This is a genomic window from Bradyrhizobium genosp. L (genome assembly GCF_015624485.1).
Lineage (GTDB): Bacteria > Pseudomonadota > Alphaproteobacteria > Rhizobiales > Xanthobacteraceae > Bradyrhizobium.
On the sequence record NZ_CP061378.1, the window covers coordinates 1,825,604 to 1,843,126 of the forward strand.

Consider the following 17,523-nt stretch of genomic DNA (forward strand, 5'->3'; position numbering starts at 1 on the left):
GAAGCGATACCCATCATCTCCCAAACGCACGCAATTGATGGGTATCGCTGCACTCCACCCATCCTACGCTTGCCGCTCGCGTGCCTTAATTCTCCGCCTCGTCGCCGTCCTCCGCCTTCGGCCACGCGCCGCGACGGAGCAGCGCCTCGTGGAGCAGCTTTTCGATCTGGCCCTGCCGCGAGCGGAATTCCGCCGCGGCGAGGCGATCGAGCACCTCGAGCAGCGGGCTGCCGAGCCTGAGCAGGATCGGCTCCTTGTCCGGCCCTTTGGGGCGGCCGCGCTTAGGCATACAGCGTTCCGGTGTTGACGACGGGCGTCGCGTCCTTGTCGGACACCAGCACGACCAGGAGGTTCGACACCATCGCGGCCTTGCGCTCGGGATCGAGATCGATGTCGGTTTCCTCGCGCAGCTTGTCGAGCGCTTCCTTGACGATGTCGACCGCGCCCGACACCACGAGCTTGCGCGCCGCAATCACCGCGCTGGCCTGCTGACGGCGCAGCATCACCGGCGCGATCTCCGGCGCGTAGGCGAGGTGATTGATCCAGGCCTCGTCGATGGTGACGCCGGCGACCGCGAGGCGGTCGCGCAGCTCGGCAATCAGCTCGTTGGTGACCTGGTCGCCGCTTTCGCGCAGCGACAGCGTGCGCGCGGCGATCTGCTCCGACGTCCCGGTCGTCTCGCCGATGGGATGGATGACGGCTTCGTCGAAATCATAGGGGTGGCGGCCGGCGATGTAGCGCAGCGCGGATTCGGTCTGCGCGCCGACGAAGTCGGCATAGTCGTTGATCTGGAAGATCGCCTTGGCGCAGTCCTCGACCCGCCAGACCACGACGGCGCCGATCTCGATCGGGTTGCCGATCAAGTCGTTGACCTTGAGCTTGCCGCACTCATGGTAACGGACGCGCTGCGAGATCTTCTGGGCGCGAAACAGCGGAACGGTCGCGCGCAATCCCGGCGCCGAATCCGTGCCGGCATAGGCCCCGAACAGCGTGAGCACCGCACTCTCGTTCGGCTGCAGCGAATAGATCGAGCTGCCGAACAGCAAGGCAATCAGGAAAAGAGTGAGCGCGCCGAGCAGCACAAGCCACTCGACCTGGCCGTTCCGCGGGAAGGCGCCACAGGCAGTATAGATGGCAAGGACGAGACAGACGAACCCGATCAAAAGCGCGATATAGCCGCTGCCGACGACGATCGCCGGACGGTCTTCCACCCTGGTGTTGACCCTGATCGTGGACGAACCGGTGGGGGCTTGGATGGTCATGGGAGCAATCCCTGATACTCAGCATAATTGCTGATATTTTTTGATATCAGAAAATAGCATGATGTGGAAGAGAGCGCAGGACACGTTCCAGCGAGAACGAATTCCGTCGCTGAAACAGTGAGATATCGACGCGACGCAGCACGGAAACCGGCCGGATCAGCTGCGCAAGCGTCACATGGCTGCAACGATGCGCGCCTACGGCTTCCTGCGCATGTCCCGTGTCGTGTTCCTAGCCTGCCGATCAGCCTTGCGTGGTGTCATGCTCGTCTTGCGCTCGACGCTTGCCGTCTCGTTTGGTCTTTTCGTGCTGTCAGCCGCGCCGGTCCGCGCTGAGGAGTTTCGCGCCGCCGATCAGGCACCGCCATCATGGGGGCGGTTCGCCAGGCTGGTGAAAGATCGTTTCGAGGAAAGGGTCGCCGCAGACGACGCGGTGGCCAACCGTTTCCGCGCCTGGGTCGCCGGGCAGTCCGGCAAGGAGAACGGCCCGCCGCCATCGCTGGTGGTCCGCGCCTGGCTCAATCCGGACGGCACGGTCGAGAAGGTCGGGTTCGCGGCTCTGGCTGACGCGCACGCGACCGAGGATCTGCGCACCATCCTGACGCGCGGCAATATCGGCGAGGCGCCGCCGCCGGACATGCTGCAGCCGCTGAACCTGCGCTTCTCGCTCAATCCCGGGAAATGACGCTGCCAGAGTGCCGCCGCCGTCAGCTCGCACACGGCCTGGCGCTGACCCGGACGCCCTCGACCTGCCGGGACAGCGCATCGCGCGCATCCGCCTTCAGCTCGCCGAGCGTGAAATAGCCGCGGCCGTAGGTCTCGCTCATCAGGCGTTCGATGCGATTGTCGTCGGTGGTGGTCCATGCCTTGATCGCGTAGCGCCGGGCCTCCTCGCCATAGGTTCGTCCGTAGCTCCAGGCGAGCGCGCTGCGCTGCTGGTAGTAATAGTCGATAGTGCGGATCAGCCGCTCATGGCCCTCGGCGGTGCAATGGCTCGACCAGGGCTGGTCGAGCGCCTCCAGCGCCGCCTTGCGGGTCAGCTCGCGATGCGGCGCCTGGTATTGCTCGTTGACCATCCAGGAATCCTGGCCCTGCTGGGTCGCGGAGTTGACGATCGGCTTGGCCGGGCCAGGCGTGGCCGCTGGCGACCAGAAGAAGGTCGCCGTGACGATATTGGCAAGCACGAGGCCGCAGACGATGAACAGGATCGCCCTCATTGCCGGCTCGCCTGCTTGCGCGCGATCAGGCAGGCCTCGGTTGGCTCGGTCGGCGGCGCGCCGGTCCAGCTGAACACGTGGCGGCGGACGCTGTTCGGGAAATCCTCCCGCGAGATGCCGCCGATCGCGATTGCCTCGCGCAGCGCGCTCTTCACATTGGCGTCGGCCGGCGTCGTGAAGGCGGCAACGGTGGCATCGAACCGCGCGTCGACATTACCCGGACAGCCGTCGACGCCGGGCGTGCAGAACGCCATGTCCGCCCACGCCTGGGTGTAGTTCGACAGCGCCTCGATGAAGTTCTGCCGTGTCGTCGATCCGCAGGGCGACAGCTTGTAGGCGGTTGCCGCCTGCAGCAATTCGCGGCGCAGCCGGTCGCGCTGCGGATTGCCGTCGCCCTGATTGGTCTTGGAGTTGACCCAGTCCTTGCGCTCACCTTCCTTGACCGCCTGCTCGAAGGTCGGCAGCCGCGGATCCGGCTTCAGCGATACGATCCCGTACGTCATGACCGGGAAGCCCCGCCTGGCCCAGCTGCCGCCGATGAAGATCAGGGCGAACAGTCCGAGAGCGAGCAGGCCGAACCGAAGATTGCTCATGCCGCGATTCCTGAAGTATTGCGGATGTTGCTAACACGCGTGGTGTTAAGCGAACGCTGCCAATCGATCCCCGGCGGCCTGGCATCGATTTGTCGTAACCGACTGGTTACGGCGCGAAGATAATTCCGAGGCATTGCGGGTGGGTGCGCGGCCGCCCCTTTGCGTTCGTCTCACCTTGTCATTCCGGGGCATGCGAAGCATGAGCCCGGAATCCATCCTTCCAGCACTTCTGTGGCCGGATGGATTCCGGGCTCGCGCCAAAAGGCGCGCCCCGGAATGACGAGAGTGATGTGCGTGTGACTGCCCGACGGGCAACTCAGTAAAACCTGTCAATCCTAGCGAACAAAAATACTTCGTTTTATCAGAATGGCAATCTGGTGTATGAATAGCCCGTCTCACCCGATCGAGGGGCGCTTCGCGGTCGTCATCAGCGCGGCGTGAGATGCGGTGGACGCGGAGTGTGCGAAGACGTAGCGCGCGCAAGGCGGACGGTGAAGTCGTGCAGGCCTGACGCCCTAGTGGCAGGTGTTGATTCCTTTGAGAAGCTAGCGCTTCTCAGGGATGACGGTGACACAAAAGCCCAGTCTCGCCGGGGCGAGCACGTATAAGCCGTAACCCATCGCGCAGGGAAAGCCGGGTTGTTTCCGGTTACACCTGTGGTCCTACCCCCGTGCTTTCTTTGTTGCACGGGGCCCATGGGTGCAATCGGCACCCGGCTTTCCCTGCGCCCTCTGATCGGAGAGCGGCGAAACGAACAGCAAGACTCGGACAAATCATGTCGCGAGAACGCGGAGCTACATCCCCACCCCTGCTGTCATCGCCCGATTTAATCGGGCGACCCAGTACGCCGCGGCCTCTCTGCTCAAGCACCAGCGTCTCTGGAATACTGGATCACCCGCATGCGCGGGTGACGACACCACGTGGTGTGGTGAACGGTGCGCAATTTTCAGTGTCGTCCTGGCCAAGTGCGCAATTGCGCGCCAGGCCGGGACGACGATTGGGTGAATGACATGGCCAAACAACAATTGTGCAACTCGCGGCGTGCATTCATCGGGGCCGTGATGACGGGAATTCCGGCCACGGTGCTTCTTCGAACCGCCTCCGCCTCCGACAAGATGACAAAGCCGCAGGCCGAGTACCAGGACACGCCGAACGGCATCTATTCCTGCGGCCTGTGCACGCTGTTCGTGGCACCGGACGGCTGCAAGGTGGTCGAGGGCGTGATCAGCAAGGACGGCTGGTGCAAGGCGTTCGCGGCGGTGGATTGAACGGCGGCATTTGCGGATGCCGTAGGGTGGGCAAAGGCGCTCTTGCGCCGTGCCCACCATCAAGTGTCGTGCTCGTGAAGGTGGGCACGCTGTCGCTTTGCCCACCCTACGATCTCTCACAATTCCCGCGCGTTCGAGAACGCGAACGACGACACCCGCCGCGTGGTTTCGTCCAGGATCAGGCTGCGCGTGATCGGCGGCTCGGCGCGCTGGCTGCAATTCTCACGCTCGCAGAGCCGGCAGTTGACGCCGATCGGGGTGCCCTCGGCCTTCTCGAGATCCATCCCGGTGGCATAGACCAGCTTCGACGCGTGGCGGATCTCGCAACCCAATCCGATCGCAAAGCGCGGCTGCGGCTGCGGGTAGGGCGCGACGGGGCGGCGTACCATCTGCGCGATCGAGAAATATTTGTTGCCGTCAGGCAGCTCGATCACCTGGCTGAGCAGGCGGTCGGGCATGTCGAAGGTCGAGTGCACGTTCCAGAGCGGGCAGGTGCCGCCGAATTTCGAGAACGGAAACGTGCCCGAGGAAAACCGTTTCGAGACGTTGCCGGCATTGTCGACCCGCAGCATGAAGAACGGTACGCCGCGCGCGTTCGGCCGCTGCAAGGTGGTGAGGCGGTGGCAGACCTGCTCGAAGCCGGCGTTGAAGCGCTGCGCCAGCACGTGGACGTCGTAGCTCAAAGCTTCGGCGGCGGAGTGAAACGCCTGATAGGGCATCATCGCGGCTGCGGCGAAATAATTCGCCAGCGTGATGCGGTAGAGCCTCCGCGCAGTGTCGTCGAGCGGGCCGGCGCGGCCGACGATGGCATCGATCCCGGGCCCGCATTCGGCAAAGCCGATCTGCAGCGCGAGCTGAAAGCTGCGGCTCGGATTGTCGACCAGCTCGGAGATCAGGAGCTGCCGGCGATGGCGATCGAAGCGGCGCAAGGTCTCGCGCATCACGTCGACCGGCATCACGCGGGTCACGATCGAATGCTTTTCCCGCAGGCGGCTGGCGAGCGCGGCGAACAGGCCCTCGGCCGGCACGTTGAGCTCGTCGCGCAGGGTTTCCGCCGCGGTCTCGAGCTCGGGAAAATAATTGCGATTGGCCTCGATCAGGTCGCGCACCCGCTCGATCGGGTTGGCCTCGAACTGCGAGCCTTCGCGGTCGGCCATCTGCGCCGCCACCAGCGTCTCGCCGCGGCGCGCCTCGGTGTAGGCGGCGTAGAGCCGTTGCAGCGCGTGGGTGACGCCGGGACACAGCTCGGCGAGATCGCGCAGCTCCTGCTTCGGCAAATCGATCTGGCGGAACAGGGGATCGGAGAAGATCTCGTTGAGCTCGGCGAAGAAGCGGTCCTCGTCGGCGGTGGCGAGATCGCGCAGGTCGAGGTCGTAGGCCTCGGCCAGCCGCAGCAGGATCTGCGCCGTCACCGGGCGCTGGTTGCGCTCGATCAGGTTGATGTAGGACGGCGAGATGCCGAGCCCCTCGGCGATCTGGGTCTGCGACAATCCGAGCTGCTGGCGGATCCGCCGGAAGCGCGGCCCGACGAAGAGCTTCTTTCCGGACTCAGAGGGCATCGGGAACTCCTTCAGTCGCCGCTTCGCCTCTCCCCGCATGCGGGGAGACGCCGCGGCGCTCGCCAGAGCGCGGCGGGCGAGGGAACCCTCCACGAGTCCCGCTGCCGAGAGAGCCCCTCACCCCAACACTCTCAGAGCGAGCTTTGCTCGTCTCGACCCCGTAAGAACGGGGCGAGGGAGCAGAGAGATCGCATCCGGAGCTCGTAACCATGACAGCTTTCCTGACCTATATCGTGACAAAATTTACAAATCGACATTTATTACAAGTATGTATGTTACATGACATCACCATTCAAAAACAAGCCATCTATACGAACTTTGTTTTCTCGCGTTTATCTCCTGACACGCATTTCGCAATGCACTGTCAAGAATGTCGAGAAGACTGGCGACCAGAGCGCTGAGTTTTGTCGCCAGCGAAAGGATCAGGACCATGAACTACCAGCCACGCGGACTCAGTGACCAGGCGATCCAGGGACCGGCCTCCTATCTGAGCGAGGTTGCAGCTGCCCAGGCGCTGCTCGACACCCAGCCGACCTGGAACGGCGTCACCGCCGAGGCCGTGGCGCGGATGCGCCTGCAGAACCGTTTCAAGACCGGCCTCGACGTCGCCCGCTACACCGCGGCGCTGATGCGCGCCGACATGGCGGCCTATGACGCCGACCCGACCAAGTACACCCAGTCGCTCGGCTGCTGGCATGGCTTCATCGCCCAGCAGAAGCTGATCTCGGTCAAGAAGCATTTCGGCAAGACCGATCGCCGCTATCTCTATCTCTCGGGCTGGATGATCGCCGCACTGCGCTCCGAGTTCGGGCCGCTGCCGGATCAGTCGATGCACGAGAAGACCTCGGTGCCGGCGCTGATCGAAGAGCTCTACACCTTCCTGCGTCAGGCCGATTCGCGCGAGCTCAACGACACCTTCCGCGCGCTCGACGCGGCCCGCAAGGCCGGCGACAAGGCGAAGGAAGCCGCGTTGATCGAGAAGATCGACAACTTCCAGACCCACGTCGTGCCCGTGATCGCCGACATCGACGCCGGCTTCGGCAATGCCGAGGCGACCTATCTGCTCGCCAAGAAGATGATCGAGGCGGGTGCCTGCGCGCTGCAGATCGAGAACCAGGTCTCCGACGAGAAGCAGTGCGGCCACCAGGACGGCAAGGTCACCGTGCCGCATGAGGTGTTCATCGCCAAGATCCGCGCCTGCCGCCACGCCTTCCTCGAGCTTGGCGTCGAAGACGGCATCGTCGTGACCCGCACCGACTCGCTCGGCGCCGGTCTCACGCAGCAGATCGCCGTCAGCCACAAGCCGGGCGATATCGGCGACCAGTACAACAGCTTCCTCGATTGCGAGGAAGTGACGGCGGCGAACGCCCGCAACGGCGACGTCATCCTCAGCCAGAACGGCAAGATGATGCGGCCGAAGCGGCTGGCCAGCAACCTCTACCAGTTCCGTCCGGGCACCGGTGCGGACCGCTGCGTGCTCGACTGCATCACCTCGCTGCAGAACGGCGCGGACCTGCTGTGGATCGAGACCGAGAAGCCGCATATCGAGCAGATCGCCTCGATGGTCGACCGCATCCGCAAGGTCATCCCGAATGCCAAGCTCGCCTACAACAACTCGCCCTCGTTCAACTGGACGCTCAACTTCCGTTGGCAGGTCTACGACGCGATGAAGGAAGCCGGCAAGGATGTCAGCAAGTACAATCGCGCCGAACTGATGAAGCAGGAATACGACGAGACGCCGCTGGCGATCGAAGCCGACGAGCGCATCCGCACCTTCCAGGCCGATTCAGCCAAGCGTGCCGGCATCTTCCACCATCTGATCACGCTGCCGACCTATCACACGGCAGCGCTGTCGACCGATAATCTCGCAAAGGAGTATTTCGGCGACCAGGGCATGCTGGGCTACGTCAAGAACGTGCAGCGCGCGGAGATCCGTCAGGGCATCGCCTGCGCAAAGCATCAGAACATGGCCGGCTCCGATATCGGTGACGAGCATAAGGAATACTTCGCCGGCGAGGCCGCGCTGAAGGCGGGCGGCGCCCACAACACGATGAACCAGTTCGGCTAACAGGCGGCTGAGTAAGGTCAGCGCATATTTCGAGAGGAGACTGACAATGACCAAAGGCAGCAATTTCTGGGTGATCGGCGGCGAGTTCGGCTCGATGAACTTCCACAAGCTGGTGGAAGGCTCCGCCCAGGTGCAGGGTCCGTTCAAGACCCGCAAGGAAGCCGAGGATGCCTGGCGCGTGGTCTCGGAAGAGAACCGCCACAAGGCCGGCGTCCGCTTCTCGATCGTCGAGGAACCCTCGCGGGTCTCGGCCTGACGGCTGCCTTTATCAACTAAGAAACGTCCAAGGACGGCGGCCCCATCCGGTTCATCCGGGTGGGGCCGACCGATTTCGGGGCAGGGGGTTTCAGCTTTGGCTGGGGATAAGTGGCGGCGTAACCCCTTGGGAACCAAGGCCCTTTGCGGAGATCATGGTTGCTGATAGGTTAAAGGCATCGAAATCCGTCACTACGAGGCCGCGACGCATGTCCGATCCGCACAACACCGGCAGCGAGGCGCGCGAGATGCGCCCGACGCTGCGTGAGGCGCTGCGGCGGGCGCGGATCGAGGCGGCCGACCGCACCGGCGTGGTGGTCGAGCTACGCGATGCCGAGGTGGCGCGGCTCGAGATCCTCAACGAGGCGCTCGATCCCTTGTTCGCGCAGGTGCCGGACAAGGTCGACCTGTTCGACCGCGGCATCAGCCAGGGCGAAACGCCGCGGCTGTGGATCGACGTCGTCGCGCACATCCTGATGGGCCGCGACAAGCGGATTTACCGCTTCGTGCAGGACACGCGGCACGGCCGCATCGTGCTCGCCGAATCGCACGACGTGCCCGTGATCGTCGATGCCGTCACCGACTATGTCGCGCGCCGCATGATCGAGCGCGAGCATGCGATGGTGGCAACCCCGATGCCGGCGGCCGAGCCGACGGAGGCGCCGCCGCCCGTACCGGTCCCGGTGGTCGCGCGGAAGCGCCGCGGCGGCTTCGGCATATTCCTGTTCGGCTTCATCATGGGCGCGCTGGCGCTGTTCGCCTTCGCCATGTATGCGAGCCTGAGGAATCTCTAGCCGCGGACGGGGGCGGGGACATCGTGGTCATAACACCCACCTCGGCGATGATGGGCGTGGTGACGGCGGTCGCGGTGATCGGCAGCGCGGTGCTGTTCGGCAAGTGGCAGACGCTGCGGCGCGCCGAGTTCATCCGCACCTTCATTTGGCCGCCGGGGCTATTGGCGCGGCTCGAGCAGCGCCATCCAGGCTTCGCGCGAAAAGACAGCGCCCTGGTCTCGCGTGGCTTGAGGCAGTTCTTCCTCGCCTATCTGATGAGCGGCAAGCGCTACGTCTCGATGCCCTCGCAAGTCGCCGACGATCTCTGGCACGAATTCATTCTCTACACCCGCGAGTACGACGCGTTCTGCCGCCGCGCCTTCGGCAGCTTCCTGCATCACATGCCCGCGGTGGTGCTGGTGAAAGAGCGCCGGCAGAGCAATGAGGGGCTGCGGCGGGTGTGGTGGTATTGCTGCAAATACGAGAACATCGACCCCGTCAGGCCGACCCGGTTGCCGCTGCTGTTCGCGCTCGATGACAAGCTGAACATCCCGAACGGCTTCGTCTATCACCCCGATTGCGAGGCGCTGCGCCGCATCGGCATCGGGGGCTCGAGCCCGTATTGCGGCGGCGACTTCGCCGACTCGTCCATCGACGGCTCGTCGGCGGGATTCGGTGACGCCGGCAGCAGCGATAGCGGTGACGGCGGACATGGCGGTCACGGTGGCGATGGCGGCCACGGCGGTGGCGACAGCGGTGGGGGCGGCGACGGCGGTGGTGATGGTGGCGGAGGTTGCGGCGGCGGTGGGTGTGGCGGCGGTGGCGGCGATTAGGACAGCCGTTGCTGCTTCAGCTCGGCAATGCCGTCATGATCGCCAAAGCCGCGCACGGTCTGCTCCAAGCGCCAGGCATTGCCGTCGCGCTCGATTGCGAACAGATTGTAGGCCGCCGCCGGATAGTGCTTGCGCGCCAGCGCCGACGCCGACGGCACGCCGATCGCGGGGATCTTGCGGTCGGGACCGTCGAACCACATCGTCGAATGGATGTGGTCGTGACCGTGCAGCACCAGCTCGACGCCATGCCGCTTGAGCAGCGCCAGCAACTGGTGCGAATCGGTCAGCCGCTTGGCGCGCCCGTCGGAGTGCAGCGGGTGATGCACCAGCAGCACGCGGAAGGCATCCTCCCGCGAGAGCTGCGCGAGGATCGTCTCCAGCGCGGCGAGCTGCGCGTGTCCAAGCCAGCCGGTCGCCATCAGCGGGGGCGTCGGCACCGCCGAGGAGACGCCGATCAGCGCCAGCGGCCCGCGGCGGCGCAGGAACGGAAAGCTCGCCGCAGCGCTCGCGGCATCGCCGCGCAGATAGTCGCCGAACTGGCCCACGAAGCGATGCCGCGTCGCGCGGACATAGGCGTCGTGATTGCCGGGCACCACGGTGACATCGGCGGGGCGGCCTACGCCCTCCAGCCACTCGCGGGCCGGCTTGAACTCGGCCTCCAGCGCCAGATTGACGAGGTCGCCGGTGACGGCGATGTGATCCGGCCGCTGTGCCTGCATGTCCGATACCAGCGCATCGAGCACGTCGCGGCGGTGATATTTGTGGCGGTTGCGGGTCCAGTTCAAATAGCCGAGGGCGCGCTTGCCGGCGAGATCGCGCAGCCGCGCCGCCGGCAGCGGCGGCAGATGCGGGTCGGACAGATGCGCAAGGTGGAACGCCGCCATCATTCGGTCCCGTTCCGGTTGCCTGTGAAAGATGGCCTGCAAATGCCCATGTCGTGCTATCCGGAAAGCTCGCCCTGTATTGGCAAGCGATGCGCATCCGCGCAAGATTCAAAGCGAGGATCAAACGCGATGATGTCGAGGGTTCAGTGACGGTCCTGGAGGACTTGCGCCAGCGCTTCGAGCCGCAGATCAGGAAAGTCTTCCACCTCTACTGGCGGCTGGTGCGCAGCATGACGCTCGGCGCCCGTGCGGTGGTGCTGGATGCCGACAATAAGGTGTTCCTGGTCAAGCACAGCTACGTCCCCGGCTGGTACCTGCCGGGCGGTGGCGTCGAGGTCGGCGAGACGTTCCTGGACGCGTTGCGGCGCGAGCTGGTCGAGGAGGGGCGGATCGAGATGACCGGCGAGCCCATCCTGCACGGCATCTTCCACAACAGCCATGTCTCATCGCGGGATCACGTCGCCGTGTACGTGGTCCGGAATTTCCGGCAGGACCGGCTGCCGGAGCCGAACCGCGAGATCGTGGCCACCGGCTTCTTCGATCCGGCCGCGTTACCCGCCGACACCACGCCCGGCACGCGGCTGCGGATAGCGGAGGTACTCGACGGCAAGCCGTTGATCGCGACATGGCGGTAAGGACTTGGCGGTAAAGGATTTGGTGGTAAAGGACTTGGCGACGATGGACCGCGCGGCCGCCAGATGCTATCTCGCGCCCCACGATGACCGAGCCCTCCCTGACCATCCTGCCGGAAACCCCGAAAGACGCCCAGGCGATCGAGCGCCTGCACGAGCGCACCTTCGGTCCCGGCCGTTTCGCGCTCAGCGCCTACCGGCTGCGCGAGCATGTCGATCATCTGCTCGACGTTTCCTTCACGGCGCGGATCGGCACGCTGCTGGTCGGTTCGGTGCGCCAGCTGCCGGTCACGATCAGCGATACGCCGGCCCTGATGCTCGGGCCGCTCACCGTCGAACCGCCGTTCCGTAGCCGCGGCGTCGGCCGTGCGCTGCTCGAGCGCGCGATCACCGATGCCCGCGCCAAGGGACACCGGCTGATCGTGCTGGTCGGCGACGCGCCGTATTATTCGCGCGTCGGCTTCAAGCCGATCCCGAAGGGACGGGCGACGATGCCGGGCCCGGTCGACTATGATCGTCTGCTTGTCATGGAACTGGTCGACGGCGCGTTCGAAGGCGTCTCCGGGGCGATCCAGCCGGATTGGAGCAAGGCGATCTGACATCCGCGCGAGCCCTCGCCCGGAACGGTTGCGCACCCGGAAAAACTGAAGCACAGTTGCGATGAAGCGCCGGGATATCACCGGCGCATGTCATATCAAAAGGGAGCGCGCCATGATCAAGGTCAGTGTGATGTATCCAAACAATCCCGGGGCGCGCTTCGATCACGATTATTACCGCGACAAGCACATGCCACTGGTGCAGGCGCGGCTCGGCGACGCCTGCAAATACTACACCGTCGACAAGGGTATCGCCGGTGGTGCGCCTGGCGCACCCGCGACCTATGTCGGGATGTGCCACATCTTCTGCGACTCGGTCGAAGCCTTCGCGGCCGGCATGGGGAAACACGCCCAGGAGATCATGGGCGATATCCCGAACTACACGGACCTGCAGCCGGTGATCCAGATCAGCGAAGTCGTCGTCGGCCACTGACGGTACGCGGACTCACGGATATTGCGAACGGCGCATGGTGTGTGAGAGCACCATGCGCCGTCGTTTGCGTCAGAGCTTCTGCGAGATGCCGAAATAGAAACCGCGGCGCGGCCCGTATTGCGGCGCGAACACGCCGATGCCGGAGCCGTCCCTGATCTCGTAGATCGTGTCGAACACATTGACGACGTCGAACCGGATCGTGGTGGGCTTGTTCGGCGCGACGATGTTGAAGTCGTGCGACACGCCGAGATTGACCTGGGTGTAGCCGGGCAGATGATCGGTGTTGGCGAAGCCTGAGCGCAGGCCGCTGCCGTAGATCATCGAGGCAGAATAGCGCGTGCCATCCCACAGATAGGACGCGCCTGCCGACGCGGTCCAGGTCTGGGCGTGATCGGTGTAGACGTAGTGGCTCGCGATATAGGCGAGCTCATCCGGATCGAACAGATACTGGTTGGAGACGACATTGGTCGCGATCTGCTTCGCCCAGGCGACGTTGCCATAGGCGTTGAAATTGCCGTTGGTGTACTTCGCCTTCAGCTCGACGCCGACGTTCTCGCCGCTCTCGTAGTTGAAGCCGGTCAGCACATAGGCCGCGCCGAACTGGCCGTCGTCGAGCAGGTCGCGCGCGGTCTTGTAGTAGCCGTCGATACCGACCTCGAGGCCGGGGATCGCATGGATCTTCTGGTCGATGCCGACGTCGTAGACGTTGGAGCGCTCCGGCAGCACCGGGCTGTTGGCGTTGACGCCGGGCTGCAGCGTGCTGCCCTGCACCAGCGCGAGGTTGACGGGCGCCGCGATCACCTGCTCCGGCGGCGTGAAGTTGCGCGAATAGCCGGCATGGAATGTGGTCCCGTCGTATGGTTTCCAGGTCAGGCTGGCGCGCGGGCTGAGCTGGTTGGCGTCGACATATTGATACATCTGGTCGAAGCGCAGGCCGACATTGAGGGTCAGCTGGTTGTTGATGCGCCATTCGTCCTGCAGATAGGTGCCGATCAGCCAGCCGGTCTTGGCGTTCGAATCGAAGATCGAGGTCGGGTTGTCGATCGTACCGGCGGTGGGATCGGTCGGGTCGACCAGCGGCAAGACGGTCGAGAAATTGTTGACCAGCGTTCGCTCCGAGCTCACCGAGAAGCCGAACCGCAGGGTATGCGCATAGCCGACGCGCCAGGCGGTGTCTTCCTGGATGCCGTTGACCAGGCTCTGGCGGTAGACGTCGGAGGCGACGCCGTTGAACACGAGATCGCCGATCGTGTCAGGGTAGAAGTGCAGCTGGCTGTAGCGGTTGAAGTAGGACAGCTGCATGTCGAAGTCTTCGAACGACTTCTGATAGGCCACGACGTTGAACTGGTTGAACTCCGTCTGGTGCTCGTTCAGGTTCGTGGAATCGAAATCCGAGACGCCGAAAGCCGTGAAGGCCGGCGTCTGCCCGGGATTGTTCGGGATCTGGTAGGTGCCGTTGGAGACGCCGCCGATATAGGTCAGGCGGCTGGTCGGATCGATCACGGTCGACAGATAGAGGAAGCCCTTTTCCTGCGACGTGTTGTCGTGGATCGCGGTGTTGGACGGTGTCGGGTTCTCGATGCCGAGGCTGCTGCCGAAATAGCGGCCGGAGATGAAGTACTGGGTCTGCCCGACGGTGCCGCCATATTCGAAGCTCGGCGTGATGGTGCCGTGGCTGCCGCCATAGACGCTGACCTTGCCGGTGTTTTCGAACGCGTCGGTCTTGGTCTGGATGTCGATGACCCCGGCGGTGTGGAGGCCATATTGCGCGGGCAGTGCGCCGGTGAGCAGAGCGAGGCTGCCGACGATCCCGGTGTCGAGGATCTGGCCGAAGGCGCCGACGCCGTCCGGCAGCATGATGCCGTTGATGCGGTACTGCACATTGGCATGTTCATTGCGGACATGCAGGTCGCCGCTGGCCGCGGAATCCTGCGTCACGCCGGGGAACTGGAGCAGCACCTTGTCGAGCGGCGCGTCGGCGCCTTGCGGCATCGCCTCGATCGCCTGGTGATTGATCTGATGCGCGGTGGCGGCGGCCGGCGCGACGATGCTCTGGCGCGCGGCGTCGAACTTGTCGTTGGTGCTGGTCAGGACCTGCGCCGCGGTCGGCGGCGGGGCCTCGGGCGGAGGTGCCTGGCGATGCGCGGTGACGACACGCTTTTTCGGCGGCCGCGGCTTCTGCGTGTGCTTGGGTTCGACCACCTCGATCTTCGGCAGCGTGGTGGTGCCTGCGGCCTCCGGCGGCGGACTGCTCTGCGCGCTTGCGGTATGGCCCAGTCCGAGCAGCATCGAGGCCGACGCGGACAGCAGCAGGGAAACTCTCAACGGAGACTTCATGATGGGGATCCTGAAGGCCGCCAGCGGATATGTGTCGGTTGAGCTGGCGCAGCCTTGCCGTCATTCGCGACGGACCGATTGAACGATTCTCCAAGCATCACGCCGCGCGATGCGGACGGATTCCGGAGGCACAGACAGCAATCGATGTCAGGACAGGGGAGGACCGCGGGAATGGAACGCGCGGGGCGCCGCCTTCAGGTGCAGGAATTCGGCGTCGGTGGTGCGGCGGAGAAACTCCACCACCTCGGGCAGCAGCAGCACCGGCGGGGTCGCGACCAGCACGCTGCCGGCCATCGACATGACCGCGCAGATATCGCAATGGTCAGCCGGTTGCTGGTCGTTGTCACGCTGGGCGGGCGGCTGCGTCTGGACCACCTGAACGGCGAGGTCCGGCGTCGCCGAGGTCCCGATATAGGTGAAGTCGACCTCGGACAGTCCGGTCTGGACCGCAGGTGCGGCGTGCACCATCGCCAGCGGATGGAAATGGCCGAACGACAGCATGAACTGCACGGCGAGCGCGAACAGCGCCAGCCGCGAGCCAGTCCTGATGTGTTTGCGGAACCAGTTCATCCCGATCAATGCCCACCCATCGGGACGGCTTCGTCACCCCCGCCGTTCCCGATGTTATATTATAACATCGGACGGCTATCGCGATGTCAACCGTAGTTCGGACGAAGTTCGACCGATCGGCGAAGTGTGTGTGATTGACGCAACGTGCGCAGCCCGGTCGCGCAAATGCGCGACCCAGGGATCAGCGTCCCTCGCGCAGCCAGGTCGCCGCGAATGCGCCGAGCAGGAGCAGCAGGCCGATCACGCCGGCGAACATCGGCAGTACGCCGACGCCCTTGACCACGCTCGCATCGCGCATCCGGACCCCAAGCCAGCCGTCGCCGCGGAAGATCGAGGACGAATGCACGGGCACGATGCGGGGCATGTCGAGGCTCGCGCCGTCGACGATCCGCCGTGCGTCGCCGCCGGTGGCCTGCGCCAGCGGCTTCAGCAAGTCGGTCGTCGAGGTGACCTCGGAGAATTCCTTCGGATTGGTCGGGCCGACGTTGATCAGGGCCTTCAGCGTGCCGTCGGTGGCTTGCCAGAGGCCGAGCTCGTCGGCGGGCAGCGTCGCGCGCCACTCGCCGGGATCGCCGGCGGTCAATGTCAGTTCGTGGGTCGCGCCGCTCGGCGAGGTCACGGTGACCGGCGAGACGGTGTCGGCCATGGTCTGGCGCACCACCTGGAGGTCCTTGCCCTGCACCTGCATGCGCAGCGCCTCTTCGTCCAGATCAGGCTGCTTCATCAGCCAGTGCGACATCCGCCGCAGCAGGTCGAGATGCGGGCCGCCGCCCTCATAGCCGCGCGCCCACAGCCAGATATGGTCGGACAGCAGCAGCGCGACACGGCCTTCGCCGAAGCGAGACAGCAGCAGCAGCGGCTTGCCGTCGGCGCCGGTCATGACCGGCGGGGTGATCGCGTTGCGGGTGTCGACGGTGCGGAAGAACCGGCTCCAATGCGGCGGCTCGGCGTTCGAGCCTTCCAGCCCGCGCGTCACCGGATGGCGTTTGCCGGCATCGCTCAAATGCGCATAGAACGGCTTCTCGGTGACGCCGACGGGCTCCGCCGGCAGCACCGAGTCGAGCGGCGTGCGCCAGATGCTGGTGGTCGAGGCATAGTCCGGTCCGGCCGAGACCAGCACCGCGCCGCCTGAGCGGACATAGCGCGCGATGTTGTCGAAATAGGCGATCGGCAGCACGCCCTGGCGGGCGTAGCGGTCGAAGATGATCAGCTGGAATTCGTTGATCTTCTGCTGGAACAGCTCACGGGTCGGAAACGCGATCAGCGACAGCTCGTTGATCGGCGTGCCGTCCTGCTTCTCCGGCGGACGCAGAATGGTGAAGTGCACCAGATCGACGCTGGGATCGGACTTCAGCAGATTGCGCCAGGTTCGCTCGCCGGAATGCGGCTCGCCGGATACCAGCAGCACGCGCAGCTTGTCGCGCACGCCGTCAATCGCGACCACGGCGCGGTTGTTGACCGGCGTCAGCTCGTTCTCGAGCGGCGAGGCTTCGATTTCGACGATGTTCTGCCCGGCATGCTTGATGTCGATGTCGACGCTCGAGGTCTGGCCGCTGGTCATCGCGCGCTCGCTGACCACTTCGCCGTCACGGCGCACGGTGACCTTGGCGCGTTCGCCGGTGACGCCCTGGTCGTCGAGCCGGAAGGTGATGGTCTGGGTCTGGCCGACGATGCCGAAGCGCGGCGCGGCGGTGATGGCGATGCGGCGGTCGCGCTCGTCCTTGCGGCCGGTGATCAGTGCGTGCACCGGCGCCTGGAAGCCGAGCGCCTGGGTGTTGGCGGGAATGTCATGCACGCGGCCGTCGGTGATCATGAAGGCGCCGGCGACGCGCTCGACCGGAACATCCGACAGCGCCGAGGCGAGCGCGCCGAACAGTTTGGTGCCGTCGGTCTCGCCGTCGGCCTGGCCGGCCTCGACGACACGGACTTCGAGGCCCTTGATCTGCTTCAGGCTGTTGACCAGCGCTTCCCGGGCCTTCTCGGTCTCCTGGGTGCGGGTGCCGAAATTCTGGCTCGGGCTCTTGTCGACCACGACGGCGGCGACCGAGGACAACGGCTCGCGGTCCTCGCGCGTGAAGGAGGGATTGGCCAGCGCGAGCAGGATCAGCGCCAGCGCGCCGACACGCACCGCCGCGCCGCGCGCGCGCGACAGCAGCAACAAGAGCGCAATGACCACGATCGCGCCGAGCGCGAGCCACAGCACGAGCGAGGGAACCAGCGGCGTGAACGCGATACCGTAGTTCATG

The 17,523-nt window shown here is 65.0% G+C and carries 18 protein-coding genes; 9 read left to right on the plus strand and 9 right to left on the minus strand.

Features of this window, described 5'->3' with window-relative positions; all coding sequences use genetic code 11:
* Window positions 1–85: 85 nt before the first annotated feature.
* Both IC762_RS08510 and IC762_RS08515 read right to left on the minus strand, forming a co-directional pair.
* The gene (locus IC762_RS08510) at window positions 86–289 is read right to left on the minus strand and encodes a hypothetical protein (protein WP_195788361.1); all 204 of its coding nucleotides are present in this window, start codon (window positions 287–289) and stop codon (window positions 86–88) included.
* Window positions 282–1,262: an SPFH domain-containing protein gene (locus tag IC762_RS08515; RefSeq protein ID WP_195788362.1), complete on the minus strand. Its 981-nt coding sequence runs from the start codon at window positions 1,260–1,262 to the stop codon at window positions 282–284. Before IC762_RS08515 ends, IC762_RS08510 begins: the two co-directional genes overlap by 8 nt.
* Before the next feature lie 187 nt (window positions 1,263–1,449).
* Between IC762_RS08515 and IC762_RS08520 the strand changes: the two genes are divergently transcribed.
* Window positions 1,450–1,944 (plus strand): hypothetical protein, encoded by a 495-nt coding sequence (locus IC762_RS08520; protein WP_246801483.1) that lies wholly within the window; start codon window positions 1,450–1,452, stop codon window positions 1,942–1,944.
* Window positions 1,945–1,966: 22 nt separating this feature from the next.
* Here the strand turns inward: IC762_RS08520 and IC762_RS08525 are convergent, their stop codons facing one another.
* Window positions 1,967–2,476 (minus strand): hypothetical protein, encoded by a 510-nt coding sequence (locus tag IC762_RS08525; protein WP_195788363.1) that lies wholly within the window; start codon window positions 2,474–2,476, stop codon window positions 1,967–1,969.
* Complete coding sequence (locus IC762_RS08530; RefSeq protein WP_195788364.1) at window positions 2,473–3,069, minus strand: hypothetical protein; 597 nt, start codon at window positions 3,067–3,069, stop codon at window positions 2,473–2,475. The genes IC762_RS08525 and IC762_RS08530 overlap by 4 nt, the downstream gene beginning before the upstream one ends.
* A 1,010-nt stretch (window positions 3,070–4,079) precedes the next feature.
* Here IC762_RS08530 and IC762_RS08535 point away from each other — a divergent pair.
* On the plus strand, window positions 4,080–4,337 hold the full coding sequence (locus IC762_RS08535; protein WP_195788365.1) for an iron oxidase: 258 nt from the start codon (window positions 4,080–4,082) through the stop codon (window positions 4,335–4,337).
* A 116-nt stretch (window positions 4,338–4,453) separates the two neighbouring features.
* Here the strand turns inward: IC762_RS08535 and IC762_RS08540 are convergent, their stop codons facing one another.
* Window positions 4,454–5,896 carry a helix-turn-helix domain-containing protein gene (locus IC762_RS08540; protein WP_195788366.1) on the minus strand — a complete coding sequence of 481 codons (1,443 nt, stop codon included), beginning with the start codon at window positions 5,894–5,896 and terminating at the stop codon, window positions 4,454–4,456.
* Between the two features lie 430 nt (window positions 5,897–6,326).
* On the opposite strand from IC762_RS08540, the gene IC762_RS08545 reads away from it, so the two are divergent.
* From IC762_RS08545 to IC762_RS08560, 4 genes are all read left to right on the plus strand, one after another.
* Window positions 6,327–7,964: an isocitrate lyase gene (locus IC762_RS08545; protein ID WP_195788367.1), complete on the plus strand. Its 1,638-nt coding sequence runs from the start codon at window positions 6,327–6,329 to the stop codon at window positions 7,962–7,964.
* Between the two features lie 46 nt (window positions 7,965–8,010).
* Window positions 8,011–8,220, plus strand: coding sequence for a DUF4170 domain-containing protein (locus IC762_RS08550; protein WP_108522535.1), 210 nt, complete (start codon window positions 8,011–8,013; stop codon window positions 8,218–8,220).
* A gap of 208 nt (window positions 8,221–8,428) precedes the next feature.
* Window positions 8,429–9,013 carry a hypothetical protein gene (locus IC762_RS08555; protein WP_195788368.1) on the plus strand — a complete coding sequence of 195 codons (585 nt, stop codon included), beginning with the start codon at window positions 8,429–8,431 and terminating at the stop codon, window positions 9,011–9,013.
* A 23-nt stretch (window positions 9,014–9,036) separates the two neighbouring features.
* Window positions 9,037–9,825 carry a glycine-rich domain-containing protein gene (locus IC762_RS08560; RefSeq protein WP_195788369.1) on the plus strand — a complete coding sequence of 263 codons (789 nt, stop codon included), beginning with the start codon at window positions 9,037–9,039 and terminating at the stop codon, window positions 9,823–9,825.
* Here the strand turns inward: IC762_RS08560 and IC762_RS08565 are convergent.
* Window positions 9,822–10,709: a metallophosphoesterase family protein gene (locus tag IC762_RS08565; RefSeq protein WP_195788370.1), complete on the minus strand. Its 888-nt coding sequence runs from the start codon at window positions 10,707–10,709 to the stop codon at window positions 9,822–9,824. The genes IC762_RS08560 and IC762_RS08565 overlap by 4 nt on opposite strands.
* A 146-nt stretch (window positions 10,710–10,855) precedes the next feature.
* On the opposite strand from IC762_RS08565, the gene IC762_RS08570 reads away from it, so the two are divergent.
* The 3 genes from IC762_RS08570 (at window position 10,856) to IC762_RS08580 (ending at window position 12,370) form a co-directional block, all read left to right on the plus strand.
* Complete coding sequence (locus tag IC762_RS08570) at window positions 10,856–11,344, plus strand: NUDIX domain-containing protein (RefSeq protein ID WP_246801484.1); 489 nt, start codon at window positions 10,856–10,858, stop codon at window positions 11,342–11,344.
* Between the two features lie 83 nt (window positions 11,345–11,427).
* Window positions 11,428–11,940 carry a GNAT family N-acetyltransferase gene (locus IC762_RS08575; RefSeq protein ID WP_195788372.1) on the plus strand — a complete coding sequence of 171 codons (513 nt, stop codon included), beginning with the start codon at window positions 11,428–11,430 and terminating at the stop codon, window positions 11,938–11,940.
* Window positions 11,941–12,052: 112 nt separating this feature from the next.
* Window positions 12,053–12,370: an EthD family reductase gene (locus IC762_RS08580; protein WP_195788373.1), complete on the plus strand. Its 318-nt coding sequence runs from the start codon at window positions 12,053–12,055 to the stop codon at window positions 12,368–12,370.
* A gap of 69 nt (window positions 12,371–12,439) precedes the next feature.
* On the opposite strand, the gene IC762_RS08585 is transcribed toward IC762_RS08580, so the two are convergent.
* The 3 genes from IC762_RS08585 to IC762_RS08595 all read right to left on the minus strand — a co-directional run bounded on the left by IC762_RS08585 (window position 12,440) and on the right by IC762_RS08595 (window position 17,522).
* Window positions 12,440–14,707, minus strand: coding sequence for a TonB-dependent receptor (locus tag IC762_RS08585; RefSeq protein WP_246801485.1), 2,268 nt, complete (start codon window positions 14,705–14,707; stop codon window positions 12,440–12,442).
* Between the two features lie 147 nt (window positions 14,708–14,854).
* Window positions 14,855–15,277 (minus strand): DUF2946 family protein, encoded by a 423-nt coding sequence (locus tag IC762_RS08590; protein ID WP_195788374.1) that lies wholly within the window; start codon window positions 15,275–15,277, stop codon window positions 14,855–14,857.
* A gap of 181 nt (window positions 15,278–15,458) precedes the next feature.
* A complete protein-coding gene (locus tag IC762_RS08595) occupies window positions 15,459–17,522 on the minus strand; it encodes a hypothetical protein (protein ID WP_195788375.1) in 2,064 nt (687 codons plus the stop codon).
* Between the last annotated feature and the right edge of the window lies 1 nt (window position 17,523).

Coding starts and splice junctions, on each gene's coding strand:
- IC762_RS08585 (WP_246801485.1), bottom strand. CDS start 14,707: ATGAAGTCTCCGTTGAGAGTTTCCCTGCTGCTGTCCGCGTCGGCCTCG.
- IC762_RS08520 (WP_246801483.1), top strand. CDS start 1,450: ATGCGCGCCTACGGCTTCCTGCGCATGTCCCGTGTCGTGTTCCTAGCC.
- IC762_RS08565 (WP_195788370.1), bottom strand. CDS start 10,709: ATGGCGGCGTTCCACCTTGCGCATCTGTCCGACCCGCATCTGCCGCCG.
- IC762_RS08525 (WP_195788363.1), bottom strand. CDS start 2,476: ATGAGGGCGATCCTGTTCATCGTCTGCGGCCTCGTGCTTGCCAATATC.
- IC762_RS08580 (WP_195788373.1), top strand. CDS start 12,053: ATGATCAAGGTCAGTGTGATGTATCCAAACAATCCCGGGGCGCGCTTC.
- IC762_RS08595 (WP_195788375.1), bottom strand. CDS start 17,522: ATGAACTACGGTATCGCGTTCACGCCGCTGGTTCCCTCGCTCGTGCTG.
- IC762_RS08535 (WP_195788365.1), top strand. CDS start 4,080: ATGGCCAAACAACAATTGTGCAACTCGCGGCGTGCATTCATCGGGGCC.
- IC762_RS08540 (WP_195788366.1), bottom strand. CDS start 5,896: ATGCCCTCTGAGTCCGGAAAGAAGCTCTTCGTCGGGCCGCGCTTCCGG.
- IC762_RS08510 (WP_195788361.1), bottom strand. CDS start 289: ATGCCTAAGCGCGGCCGCCCCAAAGGGCCGGACAAGGAGCCGATCCTG.
- IC762_RS08530 (WP_195788364.1), bottom strand. CDS start 3,069: ATGAGCAATCTTCGGTTCGGCCTGCTCGCTCTCGGACTGTTCGCCCTG.
- IC762_RS08575 (WP_195788372.1), top strand. CDS start 11,428: ATGACCGAGCCCTCCCTGACCATCCTGCCGGAAACCCCGAAAGACGCC.
- IC762_RS08545 (WP_195788367.1), top strand. CDS start 6,327: ATGAACTACCAGCCACGCGGACTCAGTGACCAGGCGATCCAGGGACCG.
- IC762_RS08515 (WP_195788362.1), bottom strand. CDS start 1,262: ATGACCATCCAAGCCCCCACCGGTTCGTCCACGATCAGGGTCAACACC.
- IC762_RS08550 (WP_108522535.1), top strand. CDS start 8,011: ATGACCAAAGGCAGCAATTTCTGGGTGATCGGCGGCGAGTTCGGCTCG.
- IC762_RS08555 (WP_195788368.1), top strand. CDS start 8,429: ATGTCCGATCCGCACAACACCGGCAGCGAGGCGCGCGAGATGCGCCCG.
- IC762_RS08590 (WP_195788374.1), bottom strand. CDS start 15,277: ATGAACTGGTTCCGCAAACACATCAGGACTGGCTCGCGGCTGGCGCTG.